General features: G+C 39.2%; 20 protein-coding genes and 2 pseudogenes. 21 read left to right on the top strand and 1 reads right to left on the bottom strand.

Annotation, left to right across the window (positions count from 1 at the left end; all coding sequences use genetic code 11):
- The 17 genes and pseudogenes from PROVALCAL_RS10655 to PROVALCAL_RS10580 all read left to right on the top strand — a co-directional run.
- Positions 1–304, top strand: a pseudogene (locus tag PROVALCAL_RS10655) (hypothetical protein); the annotation flags it as partial.
- A gap of 112 nt (positions 305–416) precedes the next feature.
- Entirely contained in the window at positions 417–1,193 is a 777-nt protein-coding gene (locus PROVALCAL_RS10650; protein ID WP_039861876.1) for a hypothetical protein, read from the top strand.
- Positions 1,194–1,206: 13 nt separating this feature from the next.
- Entirely contained in the window at positions 1,207–2,172 is a 966-nt protein-coding gene (locus PROVALCAL_RS10645; protein ID WP_006659253.1) for a major capsid protein, read from the top strand.
- Between the two features lie 83 nt (positions 2,173–2,255).
- On the top strand, positions 2,256–2,738 hold the full coding sequence (locus PROVALCAL_RS10640) for a DnaT-like ssDNA-binding protein (protein ID WP_006659252.1): 483 nt from the start codon (positions 2,256–2,258) through the stop codon (positions 2,736–2,738).
- A 2-nt stretch (positions 2,739–2,740) separates the two neighbouring features.
- Positions 2,741–3,091, top strand: a complete 351-nt coding sequence (locus tag PROVALCAL_RS10635; protein WP_006659251.1) for a hypothetical protein — start codon at positions 2,741–2,743, stop codon at positions 3,089–3,091.
- A gap of 1 nt (position 3,092) precedes the next feature.
- On the top strand, positions 3,093–3,671 hold the full coding sequence (locus tag PROVALCAL_RS10630) for a hypothetical protein (RefSeq protein WP_006659250.1): 579 nt from the start codon (positions 3,093–3,095) through the stop codon (positions 3,669–3,671).
- Positions 3,672–4,073 (top strand): phage tail terminator-like protein, encoded by a 402-nt coding sequence (locus PROVALCAL_RS10625; protein WP_006659249.1) that lies wholly within the window; start codon positions 3,672–3,674, stop codon positions 4,071–4,073. It abuts the gene before it with no gap.
- Positions 4,074–4,121: 48 nt separating this feature from the next.
- Positions 4,122–4,775, top strand: a complete 654-nt coding sequence (locus PROVALCAL_RS10620) for a phage tail tube protein (RefSeq protein WP_036960300.1) — start codon at positions 4,122–4,124, stop codon at positions 4,773–4,775.
- Between the two features lie 33 nt (positions 4,776–4,808).
- The gene (locus PROVALCAL_RS10615) at positions 4,809–5,111 is read left to right on the top strand and encodes a phage tail assembly chaperone (RefSeq protein ID WP_006659247.1); all 303 of its coding nucleotides are present in this window, start codon (positions 4,809–4,811) and stop codon (positions 5,109–5,111) included.
- A 29-nt stretch (positions 5,112–5,140) separates the two neighbouring features.
- Positions 5,141–5,410 carry a DUF1799 domain-containing protein gene (locus PROVALCAL_RS10610; RefSeq protein WP_224050447.1) on the top strand — a complete coding sequence of 90 codons (270 nt, stop codon included), beginning with the start codon at positions 5,141–5,143 and terminating at the stop codon, positions 5,408–5,410.
- A 447-nt stretch (positions 5,411–5,857) separates the two neighbouring features.
- Positions 5,858–6,271: a translesion error-prone DNA polymerase V autoproteolytic subunit gene (umuD, locus tag PROVALCAL_RS10605; protein WP_006659245.1), complete on the top strand. Its 414-nt coding sequence runs from the start codon at positions 5,858–5,860 to the stop codon at positions 6,269–6,271.
- Positions 6,271–7,533 carry a translesion error-prone DNA polymerase V subunit UmuC gene (gene umuC / locus PROVALCAL_RS10600; protein WP_006659244.1) on the top strand — a complete coding sequence of 421 codons (1,263 nt, stop codon included), beginning with the start codon at positions 6,271–6,273 and terminating at the stop codon, positions 7,531–7,533. The genes umuD and umuC overlap by 1 nt, the downstream gene beginning before the upstream one ends.
- Positions 7,534–7,861: 328 nt before the next feature.
- Entirely contained in the window at positions 7,862–8,386 is a 525-nt protein-coding gene (locus PROVALCAL_RS10595; protein ID WP_006659243.1) for a Dps family protein, read from the top strand.
- 79 nt (positions 8,387–8,465) lie between these two features.
- Positions 8,466–8,648, top strand: a pseudogene (locus PROVALCAL_RS19300) (hypothetical protein); the annotation flags it as partial.
- Positions 8,649–8,775: 127 nt separating this feature from the next.
- A complete protein-coding gene (locus PROVALCAL_RS10590) occupies positions 8,776–9,237 on the top strand; it encodes a hypothetical protein (RefSeq protein ID WP_036975041.1) in 462 nt (153 codons plus the stop codon).
- 271 nt (positions 9,238–9,508) lie between these two features.
- Complete coding sequence (locus tag PROVALCAL_RS10585; protein WP_006659240.1) at positions 9,509–10,255, top strand: YidX family protein; 747 nt, start codon at positions 9,509–9,511, stop codon at positions 10,253–10,255.
- 109 nt (positions 10,256–10,364) lie between these two features.
- The gene (locus PROVALCAL_RS10580; RefSeq protein WP_006659239.1) at positions 10,365–10,724 is read left to right on the top strand and encodes an MmcQ/YjbR family DNA-binding protein; all 360 of its coding nucleotides are present in this window, start codon (positions 10,365–10,367) and stop codon (positions 10,722–10,724) included.
- A gap of 88 nt (positions 10,725–10,812) precedes the next feature.
- Here PROVALCAL_RS10580 and ivy read toward each other — a convergent pair whose 3' ends face one another.
- Positions 10,813–11,259, bottom strand: coding sequence for an Ivy family C-type lysozyme inhibitor (gene ivy, locus PROVALCAL_RS10575; RefSeq protein WP_006659238.1), 447 nt, complete (start codon positions 11,257–11,259; stop codon positions 10,813–10,815).
- Between the two features lie 154 nt (positions 11,260–11,413).
- Here ivy and PROVALCAL_RS10570 point away from each other — a divergent pair, with 154 nt between their 5' ends.
- The 4 genes from PROVALCAL_RS10570 (at position 11,414) to PROVALCAL_RS10555 (ending at position 15,750) form a co-directional block, all read left to right on the top strand.
- A complete protein-coding gene (locus PROVALCAL_RS10570; RefSeq protein ID WP_006659237.1) occupies positions 11,414–14,359 on the top strand; it encodes a phage tail tape measure protein in 2,946 nt (981 codons plus the stop codon).
- Between the two features lie 32 nt (positions 14,360–14,391).
- A complete protein-coding gene (locus tag PROVALCAL_RS10565; protein ID WP_006659236.1) occupies positions 14,392–14,604 on the top strand; it encodes a hypothetical protein in 213 nt (70 codons plus the stop codon).
- A gap of 61 nt (positions 14,605–14,665) precedes the next feature.
- Complete coding sequence (locus PROVALCAL_RS10560) at positions 14,666–15,010, top strand: phage tail protein (protein ID WP_006659235.1); 345 nt, start codon at positions 14,666–14,668, stop codon at positions 15,008–15,010.
- Positions 15,007–15,750, top strand: coding sequence for a phage minor tail protein L (locus tag PROVALCAL_RS10555; protein ID WP_006659234.1), 744 nt, complete (start codon positions 15,007–15,009; stop codon positions 15,748–15,750). Before PROVALCAL_RS10560 ends, PROVALCAL_RS10555 begins: the two co-directional genes overlap by 4 nt.
- Positions 15,751–15,757: the final 7 nt, after the last annotated feature.

Raw genomic sequence — 15,757 nt, 5'->3', positions numbered from 1 at the left:
TCGCTCAACGGAAACTTTCGTCACTAAGTCATGGCGTGAATTAGGTATTGATGCGAATGAGATGGACGCAGGAACGAGAGCATCAATGGATGGGCAAGTTCCAGTAGAGACCAATTTTCTTGATTGGGTGCAGCGACAACCAGACTGGCGACAACGGCAAGTATTCGGTGAAACACGATTTAGATTAATGAAAGAGGGCGGTATGCATCCTTCTGAATTTTATACAGATAAGGGAGAATTTATTTCGTTAGAACAACTCAAAAAGCTAGACGAAAAAGCATTTAAAGATGCAGGTTATAGCTAATCAATTAACGATTTAACCAAGGTCACTTCGGTGACCTTTTTTATTGTCTAAATTCAGCCAAGGGCTGGTTTACTTTAACGCGCTAGGCGCAATGAATCCCAAGGGGAACAACATGTTATTTATGAATATCGAACGCAAATATTACTCACAGGCTGATGATGGAGCTGGTGGTGGAAGCGGTGGAACTGCACCTGTAATCACACCGGAAATTCAAGCCATTATCGATAAAGCAGTCGGTGAGCAAGTAGCTGGGTTGAAGGCTAAACGTGATGAGTTATTGGGTAAGCTCAAAGAGCAAAACGATAATCTCAAGCGTTTTGAAGGCATTGATCCCGATGCTGTACGTGGAATTCTCAAACGTTTTGAAAATGATGAAGAAGCCAAGTTAATCGCTGACGGCAAAATTGATGAAGTCATTAATAAACGTACTGAGCGCTTACGCAATGACGTTGATAAACAACTGAAAGAAGCCAATAGCCGAGTGGAAAGGGCTGAGGCTTTTGCTAATAAATTTCGCCAACGTGTATTGGGAGATGAAGTGCGCTCTGCTGCTGGTAAAGCCGGCGCATTAGCTAGCGCACAAGAAGACTTAATTTTACGTGCCAAAGGCATTTTCCAAATCAACGATGAAGGTCAGGCCGTAGCCGTTGATGATGATGGTAATCCAATTATGGGGAAAGACGGTCGAACACCGCTATCACCCGTTGAATGGGTCGAATCATTAAAAGAAAGCGCGCCTCATTTGTTCCCTGCTGCTTCAGGGACGGATGCAGGAAAACATAAACAAGGTGGTGCACACCTTAAACGTTCTCAAATGTCTGCGAGTGAGAAAGCTGATTATATTCGCAGATACGGACGTGACACATTTTTAAAACTACCTAAAGAGTAAGGGAAGATAAGTAATGGCTACGACGACTAATAGCGATTTAGTAATTTACAACGACTTGGCGCAAACAGCGTTTTTAGAGCGGCGCCAAGATAATTTAGCCGTATTTAATCAGGCATCGAATGGTGCCATTGTGCTTGATAACATTTTTATTGAAGGAGATTTCCGTAAGCGTGCTTTCTATCAAATTGGTGGCTCGATTGAGCATCGTGATGTTGATTCAACAGGGACAGTAGAGAGTAAAAAAATTGGTGCGGGCGAATCTGTTGAAGTGAAAGCTCCATGGAAATATGGTCCATATGCAACAACGGAAGAGGCATTTAAACGTCGAGGACGAGATGTATCTGAATTTTCTGAGCTAGTTGGTATTGATGCTGCTGATGCATCTCTAGAAGGTTACATTAAATATTCCTTAGCCGCATTGGGGGCAGCTATCGGTAGTAATACTGATATGGTCGTGACAGCAGACATTGCTACAGATGGGGAAAAAACACTCACCAAAGGGCTGCGTCGATATGGGGACAAGTTTAACCGTGTAAATCTCTTCGTCATGCACTCTACTACGTATTTCGATATTGTTGACCAAGCGATTGATAACAAAGTATACGAAGAGGCTGGTTTGGTTATCTATGGTGGGCAGCCGGGAACGTTAGGTAAACCCGTCTTGGTAACAGACAGTGCGCCAGTTGATGCTATTTTTGGTCTTGTTCCGGGGGCGGTGACTATCATCGAGTCACAAGAGCCAACCTTCCGCTCATTTGAGATTAATGATAAGGAAAACCTAGAGATTGGATATCGTGGCGAAGGCGTTGTTAACGTAGGCGTGCTTGGTTATAGCTGGGATGAATCAAAAGGCAAAAATCCAGACCTAACCAAGTTAGGTACTGCGGGTAACTGGAAAAAACACTTTACGAGCAACAAATTGACAGCAGGTGTGATGATTAAATTAACTGCCCAGAGCAAAAATGCAGCAAAGCAATAGAGCCTGAAGTAGTGAAAAGGAAAAAAACTACTGATGGCAAGTGAAGATAGGGGCGTAATGCCCCTTTTTATTTTGAGGTGGTCATGATTGATGCCGATAAAAACTCACCTACGTTTAATAGTTATGCTGGTATTGAAGATTTAAAAGCATATGCGAAAGTCAGGAATTTACCTCTGTCAGACAGCAAGTCACTCGAGTCATTACTCATCGTTGCTATGGACTTCTTAGAATCCCAAAAATGGAAGGGTAGTCGTTCCGACAGTACGCAGCCATTATCTTTTCCTCGCACTGGATTATTTCGTGATGGGGTTGCAATTGCTAGTGATGCGATTCCTAATCAGGTTATACAGGCTCAGTGTCGCCTTGCACTTGAAGCACAAGAGAATGAATTACAGCCAACATTAGGTGCGGAAATCATTTCTGAGCGTATAGAGGGGGCAATTGACTTGAAGTATGCAGAAGGCACAAATACTGGCGTGCCTAATTTTGCTTGGCTGAAAGGTTTGCTATATGGCTTGATTGATAGCTCAGAAGGCTTGGGGATTAACACATTTGCAGTGAGGTAGTGATGAATATTTATCAGCGAGGTTGTCACACAGCATTACGAATACTGAAAAAGTACGGTGCTTCATATCAAGTGAAACGCGCTGGCAAGCATTGGGTTGATGATAATGGTGTTGAGCATCATGAGCCTGAGTCTCTATTTTCAATTATTGGTGTAAAGGTTTTGTACAAACCATATGAAATTGATGGAACTCTAATTCTCTCTACGGATATTAAAATGGTTCTTTCTCCAGAGGTTGATATTCGAAAAGGGGATTCTGTTCTTGTTGATGGTATCTGGCTTCGCGTGCATGAGCCTAACCCCGTGAAACCTGCTGATATTGTTATTTGCTACAAACCTCAGCTGAGGGCTTGATATGACTGATTCATTCATGAGGTCCGTTAATTTGTTTGTAGAGAAATCTCAAGCAAATATGGAAACGGTAGTAAGTAAAACGGGATTCAAGATTCTCGCACAGTTAGTTGAAATGTCTCCGGTTGGTAATCCTGAACTATGGGAAGTTAATCAGACGGCTGTTAATTATAATCAAGCTGTGTTTGAGCACAATGAAGCACTGAGAAAAGACCCTAATAATCTGACACCGAAAAGGGGTTTGTTAAAAAAACGAGTTCGCGTTAATGACTCTATGGATATCAAGGCACCTCCGGGGTATACAGGAGGGCGATTCCGTGGGAATTGGCAAGTCACTTTTGATTCACCTGCTGATGGTGAAACTGGGCGAGTTGATAAATCAGGCAATATGACTAAGGCGGTTGGTAATTATGTGCTTGAGCAGTTCAAAGTGGGTATGAATGCTATCTATTTTACTAACAATGTTCCTTATGCCTACAGGTTGGAAATGGGGCACTCAAGACAAGCTCCTAATGGCATGATTGCAATTACCGCTGAAAACGTAGGTAAGTTCTTTAGAGACGCTATCGCAGAGATGAAGTAAATGAAACAATCTGAAATCAATCAGTCTATTCGTGCGCTGGTGGCAAAAATTGCTAAGCAAGAAGGGGTGAAGGTGGCTTGGTCAAATATTGAGTTTGACGATATTAGCACTCCATATTTGCAATTACATATAATGCCAGCCATAACCGAAAATCTAGGTCTAGCGTTAGATATGCCAGTTCAAAAAGGTGTTATTCAACTTGATGTTGTTGAAAAGATTGGTAATGGTGATTCGGCGGTTATTAGCTTGGTTGATGCCGTCAAAGAGCAGCTCGAAAATGGTCTAACACTCACGGAGTCACTGTATCTAGACGGTGAACCAAATCAGCTACCGCCACTTACTAGTGATATCAACTACATCATTCCAATACGTACATCCTATCGATGTTATTCAATCCGATAAACGACCGCCTAAATGGCGGTTTTTTTATGCATAAAAATGAGGTTCATAATGGCTTATAACATTCCTAATGGCTCACGTGTTTATGTTGCGAGTAAATACGGAAAAGATGTTGAGTTTACGGCGGCAAGTAATGCCACTGAAGCTGTACTTTCTGTCGCAGCATCAAGTGGCATTAAAGCCGGAGATGTTGTTCTCATCACATCTGGGTGGAAACAAATGTCTGGTGTCTTTCGTGTGAAATCAGCAGAAAACACAAGTATCACGCTTGATGGTGTTGATACGACAGATACAGAACGTTTTCCGATTGGCGGCGGCAAAGGAACGCTAAAATCAGTTCAAGAATGGGAAGTAATGCCCCAAGTCATGACCTTATCAACAGAAGGTGGTGAGCAGCAAACACAAGAAATTCAATTCTTAGAAGATGAGCAAGCAGAAACAGTTGATACCTATAAATCGGGTATTGTGCAGGTTTATACATTTGCTCATGATGCGAAATTACCTATTCGAGGGTTATTAATGTCCTTGGATGATACAAAGCAGTTAACAGCGATTCGTTTTTATAATAAACGGGCTGGTGAAGACCGTTACTACTCAGCTAGTGTGTCATTCCAACGCGTTCCTAATACTGCAATTAACGAGGTTGAAAACGTATCTGCACGTTTCTCTCTTAAATCAGATATGCAAATTTACACTACCGCATAATAACAGCCCCTTTGGGGCTTTTAAGGAAACCTAATGGCGAAATTTACTCTGAATCCCAATCCAATATTTAAAGCTGATGTAAAAATCCGAGTGGCTGGCAAAAGCGAGCCGGAGGTTGTGACATTTACGTTTAAACATTTACCAATGAGTAAATTGGACGAGTTAAAAAATGAGCCAGTAAACAAATTTTTTACTCAAATTATTGCTGATTGGGCAATTGAAGAGCCTTATAACGAAGATAATTTGAAGTTGTTATTTGACAACTATCCATCAGCTGCAGTGGCTATTACGACAACGTATTACAATGAATTGTTAGGTAATCGCGAAAAAAACTAATATCGGTCGCTGAAGCAATGTATGGGGGAATGACAAAGCAAGAGGCTGAAAATTTTGAGCGAGCTTTTGGCTTTCCGCCTGATATTGATGATGTTGAAGTTGTTCCTGATGTATGGGAGTCATATCTGGTATTTTCTGCGATGAGTACACAGTGGAGAGTTGGTATGAATGGTGCTACGGGACTCGACTATAGCGTTATTCCCAATGTTTTAGAGCTACTTAACATCAAAAATAAAGCGACCATATTTGATGACTTAAGGGTTATGGAGCTAAAGGCTCTTGAGTTGATAAACGAGTAGTCAGGGGCTGTAATGCCCCCAGTATTAACTTTAAATTAATAGAGCCGGTTAAAGTCATTGTCGTCTCTATCGAGAAAGCAATCAGTACGTTTAGATTGATTTTCTATACGATTGCATTTTCTAGATATTTTGGCACTTTTATCATGAGCAGCTCTGACTTCAGCTTTTTCTGCTGGAGTTAATTCTGAATAACTTCTTCCTTGACATCCAACCATTAGAATTGATGTCAGTAACAATAATGTATATTTCATATTTTCGGCAATGCAGTTAATAGTTATAAGCCATAAGTTTACTTTATAAAAAGTAAATGAAGGAGGAATAACGACACTGTAGGTCTGATTTTCTAGGAGGGGATTGCATATTTCTAGTCTTTTGATACTTGAAAATGATCTTTACAATGAAAATGAGTGAAATATACTGTATATAAATACAGTATATTGGTGCATTATGAAGCTAAAGCTTATCGATTCCGAATCAATTCTCAACATTCCATTATTCTTAGATAGAGTAGCAGCGGGATTTCCATCTCCTGCGGCTGACTACATGGAGGAAAGAATAAACCTTAACAGCACATTGATTAAACATCCAGATAGTACGTATATGTTACGCGTCGAAGGTAATTCTATGATTGACGCTAACATTAACGATGGCGATGTTGTGATTGTCGATAGCGCATTGGTAGCAAAGGACGGGGATATTGTTATCGCCAGTGTTGATGGGGAGTTTACAGTTAAGAGATTAAAGTCTTATCCGCCGATGTTGATACCGATGAATCCTGATTTTCAACCAATACATATTGGTGATACGCAGGATTTACAGATATTTGGCGTAGTCACATTCATTATTCATAAGGCTCAGTAATGTTTGCCTTAGTTGATGTAAATTCGTTTTATGCGAGCTGTGAGAAAGTTTTCAGACCAGACTTAGCAGGAAAGCCAGTAATTGTTCTGAGTAATAATGATGGCTGTGTAATTGCTCGTTCTTTTGAAGCAAAAAAACTCGGTGTAAAAATGGGGGAGCTTTACTATGAGAGAAGAAACTATTACCTGCAAAATCATATTAACATTTTTAGCTCGAACTATGCGTTATACGCTGACATGAGCAACAGAGTGATGTCTCTACTATCAATGTATGCTCCGCGTTTGGAAGTGTATTCAATAGATGAGGCATTTCTTGATTTCACTGGCTTGGTTCATACCTTTAATTTAGAAGATTATGGGCGAGAAATTCAATCAACGATATTGCAGCGAACTCACTTACCAGTAAGTGTTGGCATCGGTCCGACTAAAACGCTGACTAAAATTGCGAATCATGCCGCTAAAACGTGGAAGAAGACTGGTGGTGTGGTTGAGCTATCTGATAGAAGTCGGCAAAGAAAATTACTGTCATTTATTCCGATTGAAGACGTGTGGGGAATAGGACGAAGGATTTCAGCCAAGTTAAGAATTATGGGCATTTATACCGCTTTAGACTTGGCTAATGCATCAGTGACTACAATACGCAAAGTGTTTGGCGTAACGCTAGAAAGGACACTCAGAGAACTTAACGGTGAGTCCTGTATTGAGCTTGAAGAAGTCAGAAAAGTTAAGCAGCAAATATTATGCTCTCGCTCGTTCGGTAAGAAAGTTTTAGATATCGACATTATGCGCAAGGCTATTTGTGACTATGCAGAACGAGCAGCGGAGAAACTACGCGAAGAAAAACAGCGATGTCGAGTTATTGGTTTATTCATTCAAACAAGCAGACACGCATTTGGTGAAGATTACGCTAATAGTGTCAGTATCAAACTTGAATACCCTAGCAGCGACACGCGAGACATCATTAATGCTGTTATGCGTGGTTTAGATTCTATATGGCGAGATGGTTACCGCTACTATAAAGCCGGGATAATGTTATCTGACTTCACAGATTCAGATGTTACTCAGTTTGATATGTTTTCTACTCAAAAACCATTTAAGAACGGCGATGAACTTATGAAAACATTAGATACAATAAATAATAGTGGTTTAGGTAAAGTCTGGTTTGCTGCGAAAGGGAGCGATAGTGGATATCAGATGAAGCGCGAAATGTTATCACCAGCGTACACGACAAATTTTAATGAGCTGCCTGTAGCTAAAATCTAGCATGGAAAATAGAATATCGAGGATTACAAGAGTTTAAATTCAGTAAGTTAGGTTTAAAGTCTGAAGATCGGATTTAATTAGGTAGTCACATAAAGATTGATATTCAATTTTGTTTTTTAGTTAATTTATTCAATACATTAGAATTTGATATAGATCAATGAATGATGTTATTAAGTACATAATTAAAATAATCAGCACATATTGAAAAGCAATGTTGGCTAAATAGTTTCATAACCAATTAAGAGATATATAGAAAGAACATTAGTGTAATAATTTGTTTTAACATCTTTAATATCAAAACAGATGTGACTATCTTTAGGAGTTAATTATGAGTAAAGCTAAAGAACTACAAATTCGCCCACTTAAAACGCCAACAGATTTATCTCCAAAAGCAACAAAAGATATCAGTGGAGCAATGAATGCAATTTTGGCTGATATTTTTGCTATTTATTTAAAAACTAAAAACTTTCATTGGCACATGAGTGGTCCACATTTCCGCGATTATCATTTATTACTTGATGAACAAAGTGAACAACTATACTCCATGACAGACCCTATAGCTGAAAGAGTTCGTAAAATAGGTGGTGTGACTATACGTTCTATAGGGCAAATATCAAAAATGCAAAGGATTAGCGATAACAATGCGGAATACGTAGAACCTTTAGATATGCTTGCTGAGCTTTGTGAAGATAATAAAATGTTGGCTTCAGAATTTCGAAAAGCACATGAAGTATGCGCAGAACATGGCGATTATTCCACTACAAGCCTAATAGAAAACTGGATTGATGAAACAGAACGCCGTGTCTGGTTTTTATTCGAGGCTTGTCGAGAAGCTAAAACGTCCGGTCATTAATGTAAAATTTATGTAGTTAAGCGAGTTTAATACTAGAGGGCTTCTAAATCAGAAGCCCTCTTTGTGATTAAGAATATGGTTAGAAGTGTCAGCAAATAAAATTGGTCGTATTGCAAACAAGAACGGATTGAAAACTGACGAATTCTGTAAGTTCTTTTTGGACAAGTCAGCTTACTCATCAAAGCAGGTTGAAGCGTTCCGTTATAATGAGAACGGTATTAGCGCGTTACGCCATATTATTCACGGGAAGGAAGTTGCCTAACCTACACATAGCCCAAGGATGAGCTTGAATTCTAGATCACATAATTATTTTTAACTAAAGAGTTCGATTATGTGTAGTAAAGCTATTCAGGTATATTCAGGGGGCTAATTTATTAATGAGGTTAAAGATGATTAAGTATATTTGCGCCCTGTTTATTTTATTTTCTGGATATACCCTGTCTGCTAATAACGAGAATGATATGGGGTTATATCGAGATAATAACTATAATATTTTGGCTTTGGCGGGAAAGTATAACTGTGGAGTTTATTCCATACCTGATGACCTTAGTGATAGCAATAGATATAACGGAGTGCAAATCGGGACTGTTAAGTTGGAAGTAACTCCGCATGCAGATTATAACAATGCAATGATAAATATAACCTTTGATACAGGGGTAGTTATAACATCACCAAAGCTTGAGTTGCTTTCAACTGATGCTAAAGCTACTGTGTATTTTAGTGAAAATTCAGGGGTTACATTTGCTTATATGATATACGACAGAATGGGTATTAAAGTTATTTTGCACAATAGCAACAAAGGTCAAGAAATTAGTGTCGGTTTAGCTGATTGCAAATACGAAAACAGTTGACCCGTCTATAGGTAATAGATTTATTTAAAAAAACATGAATAGATGAGAGTGACATCAAAAATTTGAAGGAATGGAACCCAATGAATACCAGAGATTTCTAGAGTCTCTAGAAGTCACACAAGAAGAGATTGCTAATATTCGTAACTTGTAATGTACATGTGCTCAACTATAAATAGTGTTAATAATCCACTCCGGTGGGTTTTTTATTGCCTGAAATTTGCATCTATCCTAATATCCATTGGACTTAAATTAAACTTATTAAGGCAATGGAATGAATAAATTACTAGCGTGCTTTTTGAGCGTATCGATTTTAAGTTCTACTGGGTGCGTAACTGCGGCGGTTTGGGATTCGAACACGGCAAAAGAGACCAATATAAGGGAACGTGTTGATTTAAAAGATAATATTGTATCTGCTTTTGAATATAAAGATATTAGTGTTAAAAATAAACTAACTAATCAAAAATTAAAAGAGATTGAGCTTCCTACTTCAGGTTATGGTTTTTTAGGTGATAAATATATTTATATACTGACGAATGGTTCTGCTGAATTAATGAAATTAAATGAGTTGGTTAAAGTAATTCCATTGTCAGCATTTAATAACCCGGAGGGAGTTATTAGAATAGAGATAAAGCCAGATGAGCGCAGAGAAGGACTAGTGAAATTTAATGACAGTTACTTTGTTTATATAGATAAAAAGTACAGGTTAAGCCCAGAACAAGAGAAAAGCCTTAAGGATTTTGGTTTTAGTGAGAGGCGATTTGATAATGATAAGTCATGGGTTAAAACAATCCCGCTAAGTGGATATTTATTTGATAGGAATGGAATAACTCTTCCATTAGTACCCAATGCTAAGCTAAATCAATCATATAAGGTTGAGTTTTATACTACAGAGGAATACACATCACTTAGTGCTGGTAAATTGGCTGGTAATGTCATGATTACACCATTTACTATTGCTGCTGATATTATTGCAACGCCAATATTACTTATACTGTATGCAAATTACGTCAATAAGTAATAAAAAGTAGCAAAAGTATTGATTGGGTCGCTTATGCGACCTTTTTGTTTGCTTCAATTTGCACTCCCACTAAGTTAGCATAACTAAAACTTATTCGTGGGATGGTGAGATGAACAAAAATGAACTTATGGAATATATCCAGAGTAATTATGGTGCTGTCGCTGAGTATCCATGGGCTAAGTTTCCTAGTTACATCATTTATAGGCATAAAAATAACTCAAAATGGTTTGCAGCCATTCTGACAATATCATCAAAGAAGTTATATGAAAGCGAGAGTGATGAGATGGTAGATATTATAAACCTTAAATCACCTCCTGAATTAGTTGGTTCGTTGAGGTTAAAGAAAGGGGTATATCCAGCATATCACATGAATAAAGAGCACTGGATTACTATAAAGTTGGACAGTGGATTTCCTGAAGATGAGCTTAAAGTGTTGATTGATGAGAGTTACAAATTGACTGCAAAGTAATTAATCTAGCCCGTCCTTGGGCTTCTATTTTAACGCCATTCTATTGGCATTGGTGGGCTAATTCTGAAAATAACTACTTTAAGTTTAATTACTTATAGTTAAAATCATTAGGGTGATTATCTAGGCTGCCCGTAAGTGCTGCAAATAAAACCGTTTTCCCATCGATTGATAAATCATCGGTGATATTAAACCAGAGTAAATCCTCAGTATTGTTCTTTTCATCATTTGAAGAGAATACACCTGCCATAACATTCTTTTCTTTAGAGTACATAATCGCAATTCGCTCTGCTGGGCAATTGTGAGGTTTGCACGCTGTTGTTACTTGGTATTCATTACCGTTTAAAGTCACAGTATTTGATGGGGATTCAGTACCACCAGTTAAGACCCATGATGGGAGGTCGTTATTTTTTACAACTTGAAGGAATGCTGTTTTAGTCTTTGCATCACTAGCTAACTTACTGATAGTTAACTCGTTTCCAGCATGAGCATTGGCTGCAATGAAAAGGGCTGCGATGAGTGTCAATTTTCTAAGCATGTTAATAATCCTTTGTGTGTTTAAAGGTTATCTGGTTAGTGATGAATGTTGGAAAATGAAATTCTAGAATAATATGGCGTTAATTTAAATAAAAGTTACATACAAGCTAATTTAACCATCTATGAGTGGTTTTTTTATATCTGGAGAAAGGTAAATGGCAGATATAGCAACCATCTCGCTTAAAGCTGATACGTCTGATTTAGAGCGTGGGACTCAAAAATTAAAGGAGTTTGGCAGCACAGCAGAAAAGGTAAATGGCTCAGCTCAAGACCTAAACGAACAATTTAAACGCGGCGTTGATAACCAGAAAAAAGCAGCTCAAGCTGCGGAGAAACAGCGTAAAGAGCTTCATGAGTTACTTAATCAGCTGAACCCTACAAATAAAGCTTTTGAACGATTAGATGACTGGCAGACAAAGCTTGTAGCAGCAAGTAAAAAAGGGTTACTTCCCAAAGATCAATTCAAAGATTATAGCAGCATATTAGACCAAACTAGAGATAAGCTGCAAAGAATGCACATGTCTCTGACTGCGGAAGGGCAAGCATTATTAGCTCAGGAGGCTGCAACGAATAAAGCAAAGCAAGCCGCAGATGAATTCTTACAATCTCTTAAAAATCAGACGGATTTTATAGGAAAAACCAAAACTGAAATTTTAGAGTTGAAAGCAGCGCAAATGGGAGTTTCGCAACAAGCTGCGCCAATGATTGCCAAGCTGAAAGAACAAGAAAAAGCATTCTTAAATGGTTCAATCACGATTGGTCAATATCGAAACGCTATGCGTCAGTTACCCGCTCAAATGACGGATATTGTCACATCGTTGGCATCTGGGATGCCTGTATGGATGGTGATGATACAGCAAGGTGGTCAGATAAAAGATTCCTTCGGTGGTATAGGAAACTCATTGAAGGCGTTAGCATCGCTAATTACCCCAGCAAGAGTTGCAATGTTTGGATTTGTTGGTGCCGCTTCTGCGGTAGCTCTTGCTGCATATCAAGGCTCTAAGGAATTTAGTGAATATAACAAGCAACTGATTCTTACTGGTAGGTATGCAGGGAAGACTGCGGCACAACTGGATACTCTTGCTAGAAACTTATCAGGAAATGGTATTACCCAGTATGGTATGGCTGATGCTATATCAAAAGTTGTTGGCTCAGGGGGATTCTCCGGCGATACAGTTGAGATGGTTTCTAAAACAGCAGCCGCAATCGAAAAGGCTGTTGGTCAGTCAGTTGATGAAACAATCAAGCAATTTCAGCGTTTAAAAGAGGAGCCAGTTAAAGCTGTTACTGAACTAGATAAATCCCTTCACTTCTTAACGGCTACTCAGTTAGAGCAAATAATGGCACTGCAAGAGCAGGGGAAGGAGCATGAGGTTGCAAAGATAGCAATGGAGTCTTATGCCAATGCAATGCAGGAGCGTAGTCAGCAAATTGAAAACAACTTAGGTTTTTTAGAATCAGCTTGGAAAGGCGTTAAGGAAATGGCGAGCGATGCATGGGATGCAATGCTTAATATAGGACGAGAAAGAACGCTAGACCAAAAGATTAAAGACTATGAAGAGAAACTTCTTGAGTTCCAGTTAGACCCTGCTGCTAAAGGACTGCATCATTATAAAACAGGTCAGACACCTGAAGATTTAAGGCGAGAACTGGATTTACTAAACGAAGAAAAGTTTCAGAGGGATATAGAGAATGCGAGAAAAGAGGCGGCTAGAAAACAGGAAGAGGTTAAAAAGTCACAGATTTTGGCTGATGAAGCATTAAGGCGAGAATATGAGACCGCGGAGGAGAAACACCAACGCAAATTAAGTGAAATAAAAAATAAAGAATACGCTTCTCAGGCTGTAAAGGATAAAGCGATTCGTCGTGAAAAGGAACGGTATGAGAAAGAAAAACTGAGAGGGAAAAAGAAACCTACAGCATATCGACCTGACTATGGCACTCGTGCGGATGAGTCAGCCAATGAAGCTCTCGTTTCTCTACAGGCTCAACTTAAAGTATTAAAAGAGCATAAAACTGTTGCTGATGTGATTAGCTCAGAGCGTAAAAAGCTTTGGGATATGGAAGCCAAAATAGCTGTATTAGAAGAAGCAAAAGCGACACGTAAGCTTACCAATGATGAGCAATCGTTATTGGCTAAAAAAGAATATGTATTAGCTTCTCAACGCGCATTAGCAGTAGTTGGCGATGAAATAGAGCGTCAAAAGCAACATAATAGAGAGTTAGATAGGCAACTAAGACGAGTTGAAGAAATAAAAGCTAAGAGTCGAGCGCTGGATATGGGCACTGGTAAATCTGACCGTATGTACCAACGTGACATCGCACTTGAGCAAGCTAAATCACCAACAGAGAAGCAGGCATTAGAGGATTATTACAGTAAAGAAGATTCGTTACGTACCAATTGGGAGGCTGGAGTTAAAAGGGGATTTGCAGAATTTCAAGACCAAGTCTCCAATGTTTATGGTAACGTATCTCAAATTAGCCAATCAGTATTTCAAGGTATGAGTAATAGCGTTGTCGATTTTGTTTTAAAGGGCAAAGCTAGCTTTGGTGACTTTACTCGCTCATTTTTAGAAATGACGACTAAAATGCTTATGCAAATGGCGATGCTGAATGCTATGAAAGCTGCTTTTAGTGGGACTGTTGTTGGTGAATTCTTAGGGCTAAAAGGTCATGCAACAGGCGGATATACTGGTGACGGCGGTAAATATGATGTAGCAGGTATCGTGCATAGAGGCGAATTTGTATTTGACAAAGAGAGTACGGCTAAATTAGGTAAAGTTAATCTATATCGGTTAATGGATGCAGGAAAGAGAGGTTATGCATCTGGTGGATATGTAGGTGGCTCTCAGCCAATGTCAGTGAGTCAGCCTCGAGTGCAAGTTTACGGCACTCATCCTGCTGGTGGGATTAACGTCAATCTTAATTTTGGTGGCATCAGCGTTGTAAGTGGTGCTCAACAGCAAGGTTCTATGCAGAATGTTGATATCCGAGCTGCGGAGCAATCCTTAAATAATAAGCTTAAGCGCTTCATGGCAATAGAGGGGCGTGAAGGTGGTGATTTGTACAAAATAATCAAAGCTGTTTCTGTTGGAAGATAAGAACAGTATTAAAAAATTAATGAGAGGTAGTAATGGAATTAAAACTTGGAACTGTAATCATTAACCCAGAAGATGAGCAAATCAGCATTTCTGTCGATGTTTATAAAGGTGATGAGTATAGTGTTGATTTCGTATTGGCAAATATAGTCTACCAAACAAACTTGAACTCTAGTAAACCGCTAGCCGAATACTTTGACGAAGCTAAAGATCACGCACGGAAAACTATCAAATTATTAAATCAGTAAAGATTATCTAGATTGATCCTCACATAGCCACCTTCGGGTGGTTTTTTATTTAGGGGTAATAATGATTGAAGAGTTTAAGTGGCGAACTCAAATCCAAGACTCGCCAACTGGCGAATTTAAGCATCGAATAAAAGAAGTGGCATTTGGTGATGGCTATAAGCAAGTTTCAGGCGATGGTCTCAATACTGAATCTCAATCATGGGGATTTACCTATACAGGTCATAAATCTGAGGTAATGCCTATTTTTTCCTTTATCCGGTCGCACACAGCAAAATCATTTATCTGGGTTCCACCATTTGGTGATAAAGGTCTGTATCGGGTGAAGGCAGATTCCATCACATTAAAGCCAATTGGCGGTAGCTCTATCACTATAACTGCAACCTTTGAACAGGCGTTTAGTGTATGAATATAACATCTGACATTCAAAAATTAGAGCCGGGGAGTAAGGTTCAATTAATTGAAGTGGACGGTAGTGAGTTTGATGGACCAACTCTTCGATTCCATGCTTACAATTTGCCGCATGCACCCGAAGAAATTGACGCTGCAGAGGGAGGTATCAAACCAAAATCTATTTGGTGGCAAGGAAATGAATATGGCGCATGGGCTTATGAAATCGAGGGCATGGCTAAAAATAGTGATGGTAGTCCAGCCAGACCCTTATTAAGAGTGGCTAATATTGATGGTTTGATATCCTCGTTGTGCTTGCAATTCGATGATATGGCACTGGCGAAAGTGACTATTTATGAAACCTTCGCTCACTATCTAGATGCTAGGAATTTTCCAGAGGGAAATCCTACCGCTAACCCTGAAGAATTTTTCAAACAGGTTTATTTCATCGACAGAAAAATGAGCGAAGTCGCGGGAGAAGCAGTTGAATTTGAGTTGTCGAGTCCGTTCGACTTGCAAGGGGTTATGATCCCCGGTCGCCAAATCCACAACCTCTGTTTCTGGTGTATGAAAGGCGATTATCGAAGCGGGCGAGGTTGCAATTATACGGACAATAAATATTTCGATGAGCGTGGTGAACCGGTTGATGATCCGGCATTAGATAAGTGCGGTGGACTCATTAGCGATTGTAAAAAACGATTTGGCGAAAATGAACCTTTGGATTTTGGAGGTTTCCCTGCCGCGGGGTTAGTACGATGATCACGAA

Origin of the sequence: Providencia alcalifaciens DSM 30120 (assembly GCF_000173415.1) — a bacterium.
GTDB classification, from domain to species: Bacteria; Pseudomonadota; Gammaproteobacteria; order Enterobacterales; family Enterobacteriaceae; genus Providencia; species Providencia alcalifaciens.
This window is presented reverse-complemented; position numbering and strand designations above follow the sequence as displayed.

Bases quoted from the DNA above. Each gene is read 5' to 3' on its own strand.
- PROVALCAL_RS10645 (WP_006659253.1), top strand. From the start codon at position 1,207: ATGGCTACGACGACTAATAGCGATTTAGTAATTTACAACGACTTGGCG.
- PROVALCAL_RS10580 (WP_006659239.1), top strand. From the start codon at position 10,365: ATGAACAAAAATGAACTTATGGAATATATCCAGAGTAATTATGGTGCT.
- ivy (WP_006659238.1), bottom strand. From the start codon at position 11,259: ATGCTTAGAAAATTGACACTCATCGCAGCCCTTTTCATTGCAGCCAAT.
- PROVALCAL_RS10595 (WP_006659243.1), top strand. From the start codon at position 7,862: ATGAGTAAAGCTAAAGAACTACAAATTCGCCCACTTAAAACGCCAACA.
- PROVALCAL_RS10560 (WP_006659235.1), top strand. From the start codon at position 14,666: ATGATTGAAGAGTTTAAGTGGCGAACTCAAATCCAAGACTCGCCAACT.
- PROVALCAL_RS10620 (WP_036960300.1), top strand. From the start codon at position 4,122: ATGGCTTATAACATTCCTAATGGCTCACGTGTTTATGTTGCGAGTAAA.
- umuC (WP_006659244.1), top strand. From the start codon at position 6,271: ATGTTTGCCTTAGTTGATGTAAATTCGTTTTATGCGAGCTGTGAGAAA.
- PROVALCAL_RS10555 (WP_006659234.1), top strand. From the start codon at position 15,007: ATGAATATAACATCTGACATTCAAAAATTAGAGCCGGGGAGTAAGGTT.
- PROVALCAL_RS10565 (WP_006659236.1), top strand. From the start codon at position 14,392: ATGGAATTAAAACTTGGAACTGTAATCATTAACCCAGAAGATGAGCAA.
- PROVALCAL_RS10635 (WP_006659251.1), top strand. From the start codon at position 2,741: ATGAATATTTATCAGCGAGGTTGTCACACAGCATTACGAATACTGAAA.
- PROVALCAL_RS10615 (WP_006659247.1), top strand. From the start codon at position 4,809: ATGGCGAAATTTACTCTGAATCCCAATCCAATATTTAAAGCTGATGTA.
- PROVALCAL_RS10570 (WP_006659237.1), top strand. From the start codon at position 11,414: ATGGCAGATATAGCAACCATCTCGCTTAAAGCTGATACGTCTGATTTA.
- PROVALCAL_RS10640 (WP_006659252.1), top strand. From the start codon at position 2,256: ATGATTGATGCCGATAAAAACTCACCTACGTTTAATAGTTATGCTGGT.
- PROVALCAL_RS10630 (WP_006659250.1), top strand. From the start codon at position 3,093: ATGACTGATTCATTCATGAGGTCCGTTAATTTGTTTGTAGAGAAATCT.
- umuD (WP_006659245.1), top strand. From the start codon at position 5,858: ATGAAGCTAAAGCTTATCGATTCCGAATCAATTCTCAACATTCCATTA.
- PROVALCAL_RS10590 (WP_036975041.1), top strand. From the start codon at position 8,776: ATGATTAAGTATATTTGCGCCCTGTTTATTTTATTTTCTGGATATACC.
- PROVALCAL_RS10610 (WP_224050447.1), top strand. From the start codon at position 5,141: ATGACAAAGCAAGAGGCTGAAAATTTTGAGCGAGCTTTTGGCTTTCCG.
- PROVALCAL_RS10650 (WP_039861876.1), top strand. From the start codon at position 417: ATGTTATTTATGAATATCGAACGCAAATATTACTCACAGGCTGATGAT.
- PROVALCAL_RS10625 (WP_006659249.1), top strand. From the start codon at position 3,672: ATGAAACAATCTGAAATCAATCAGTCTATTCGTGCGCTGGTGGCAAAA.
- PROVALCAL_RS10585 (WP_006659240.1), top strand. From the start codon at position 9,509: ATGAATAAATTACTAGCGTGCTTTTTGAGCGTATCGATTTTAAGTTCT.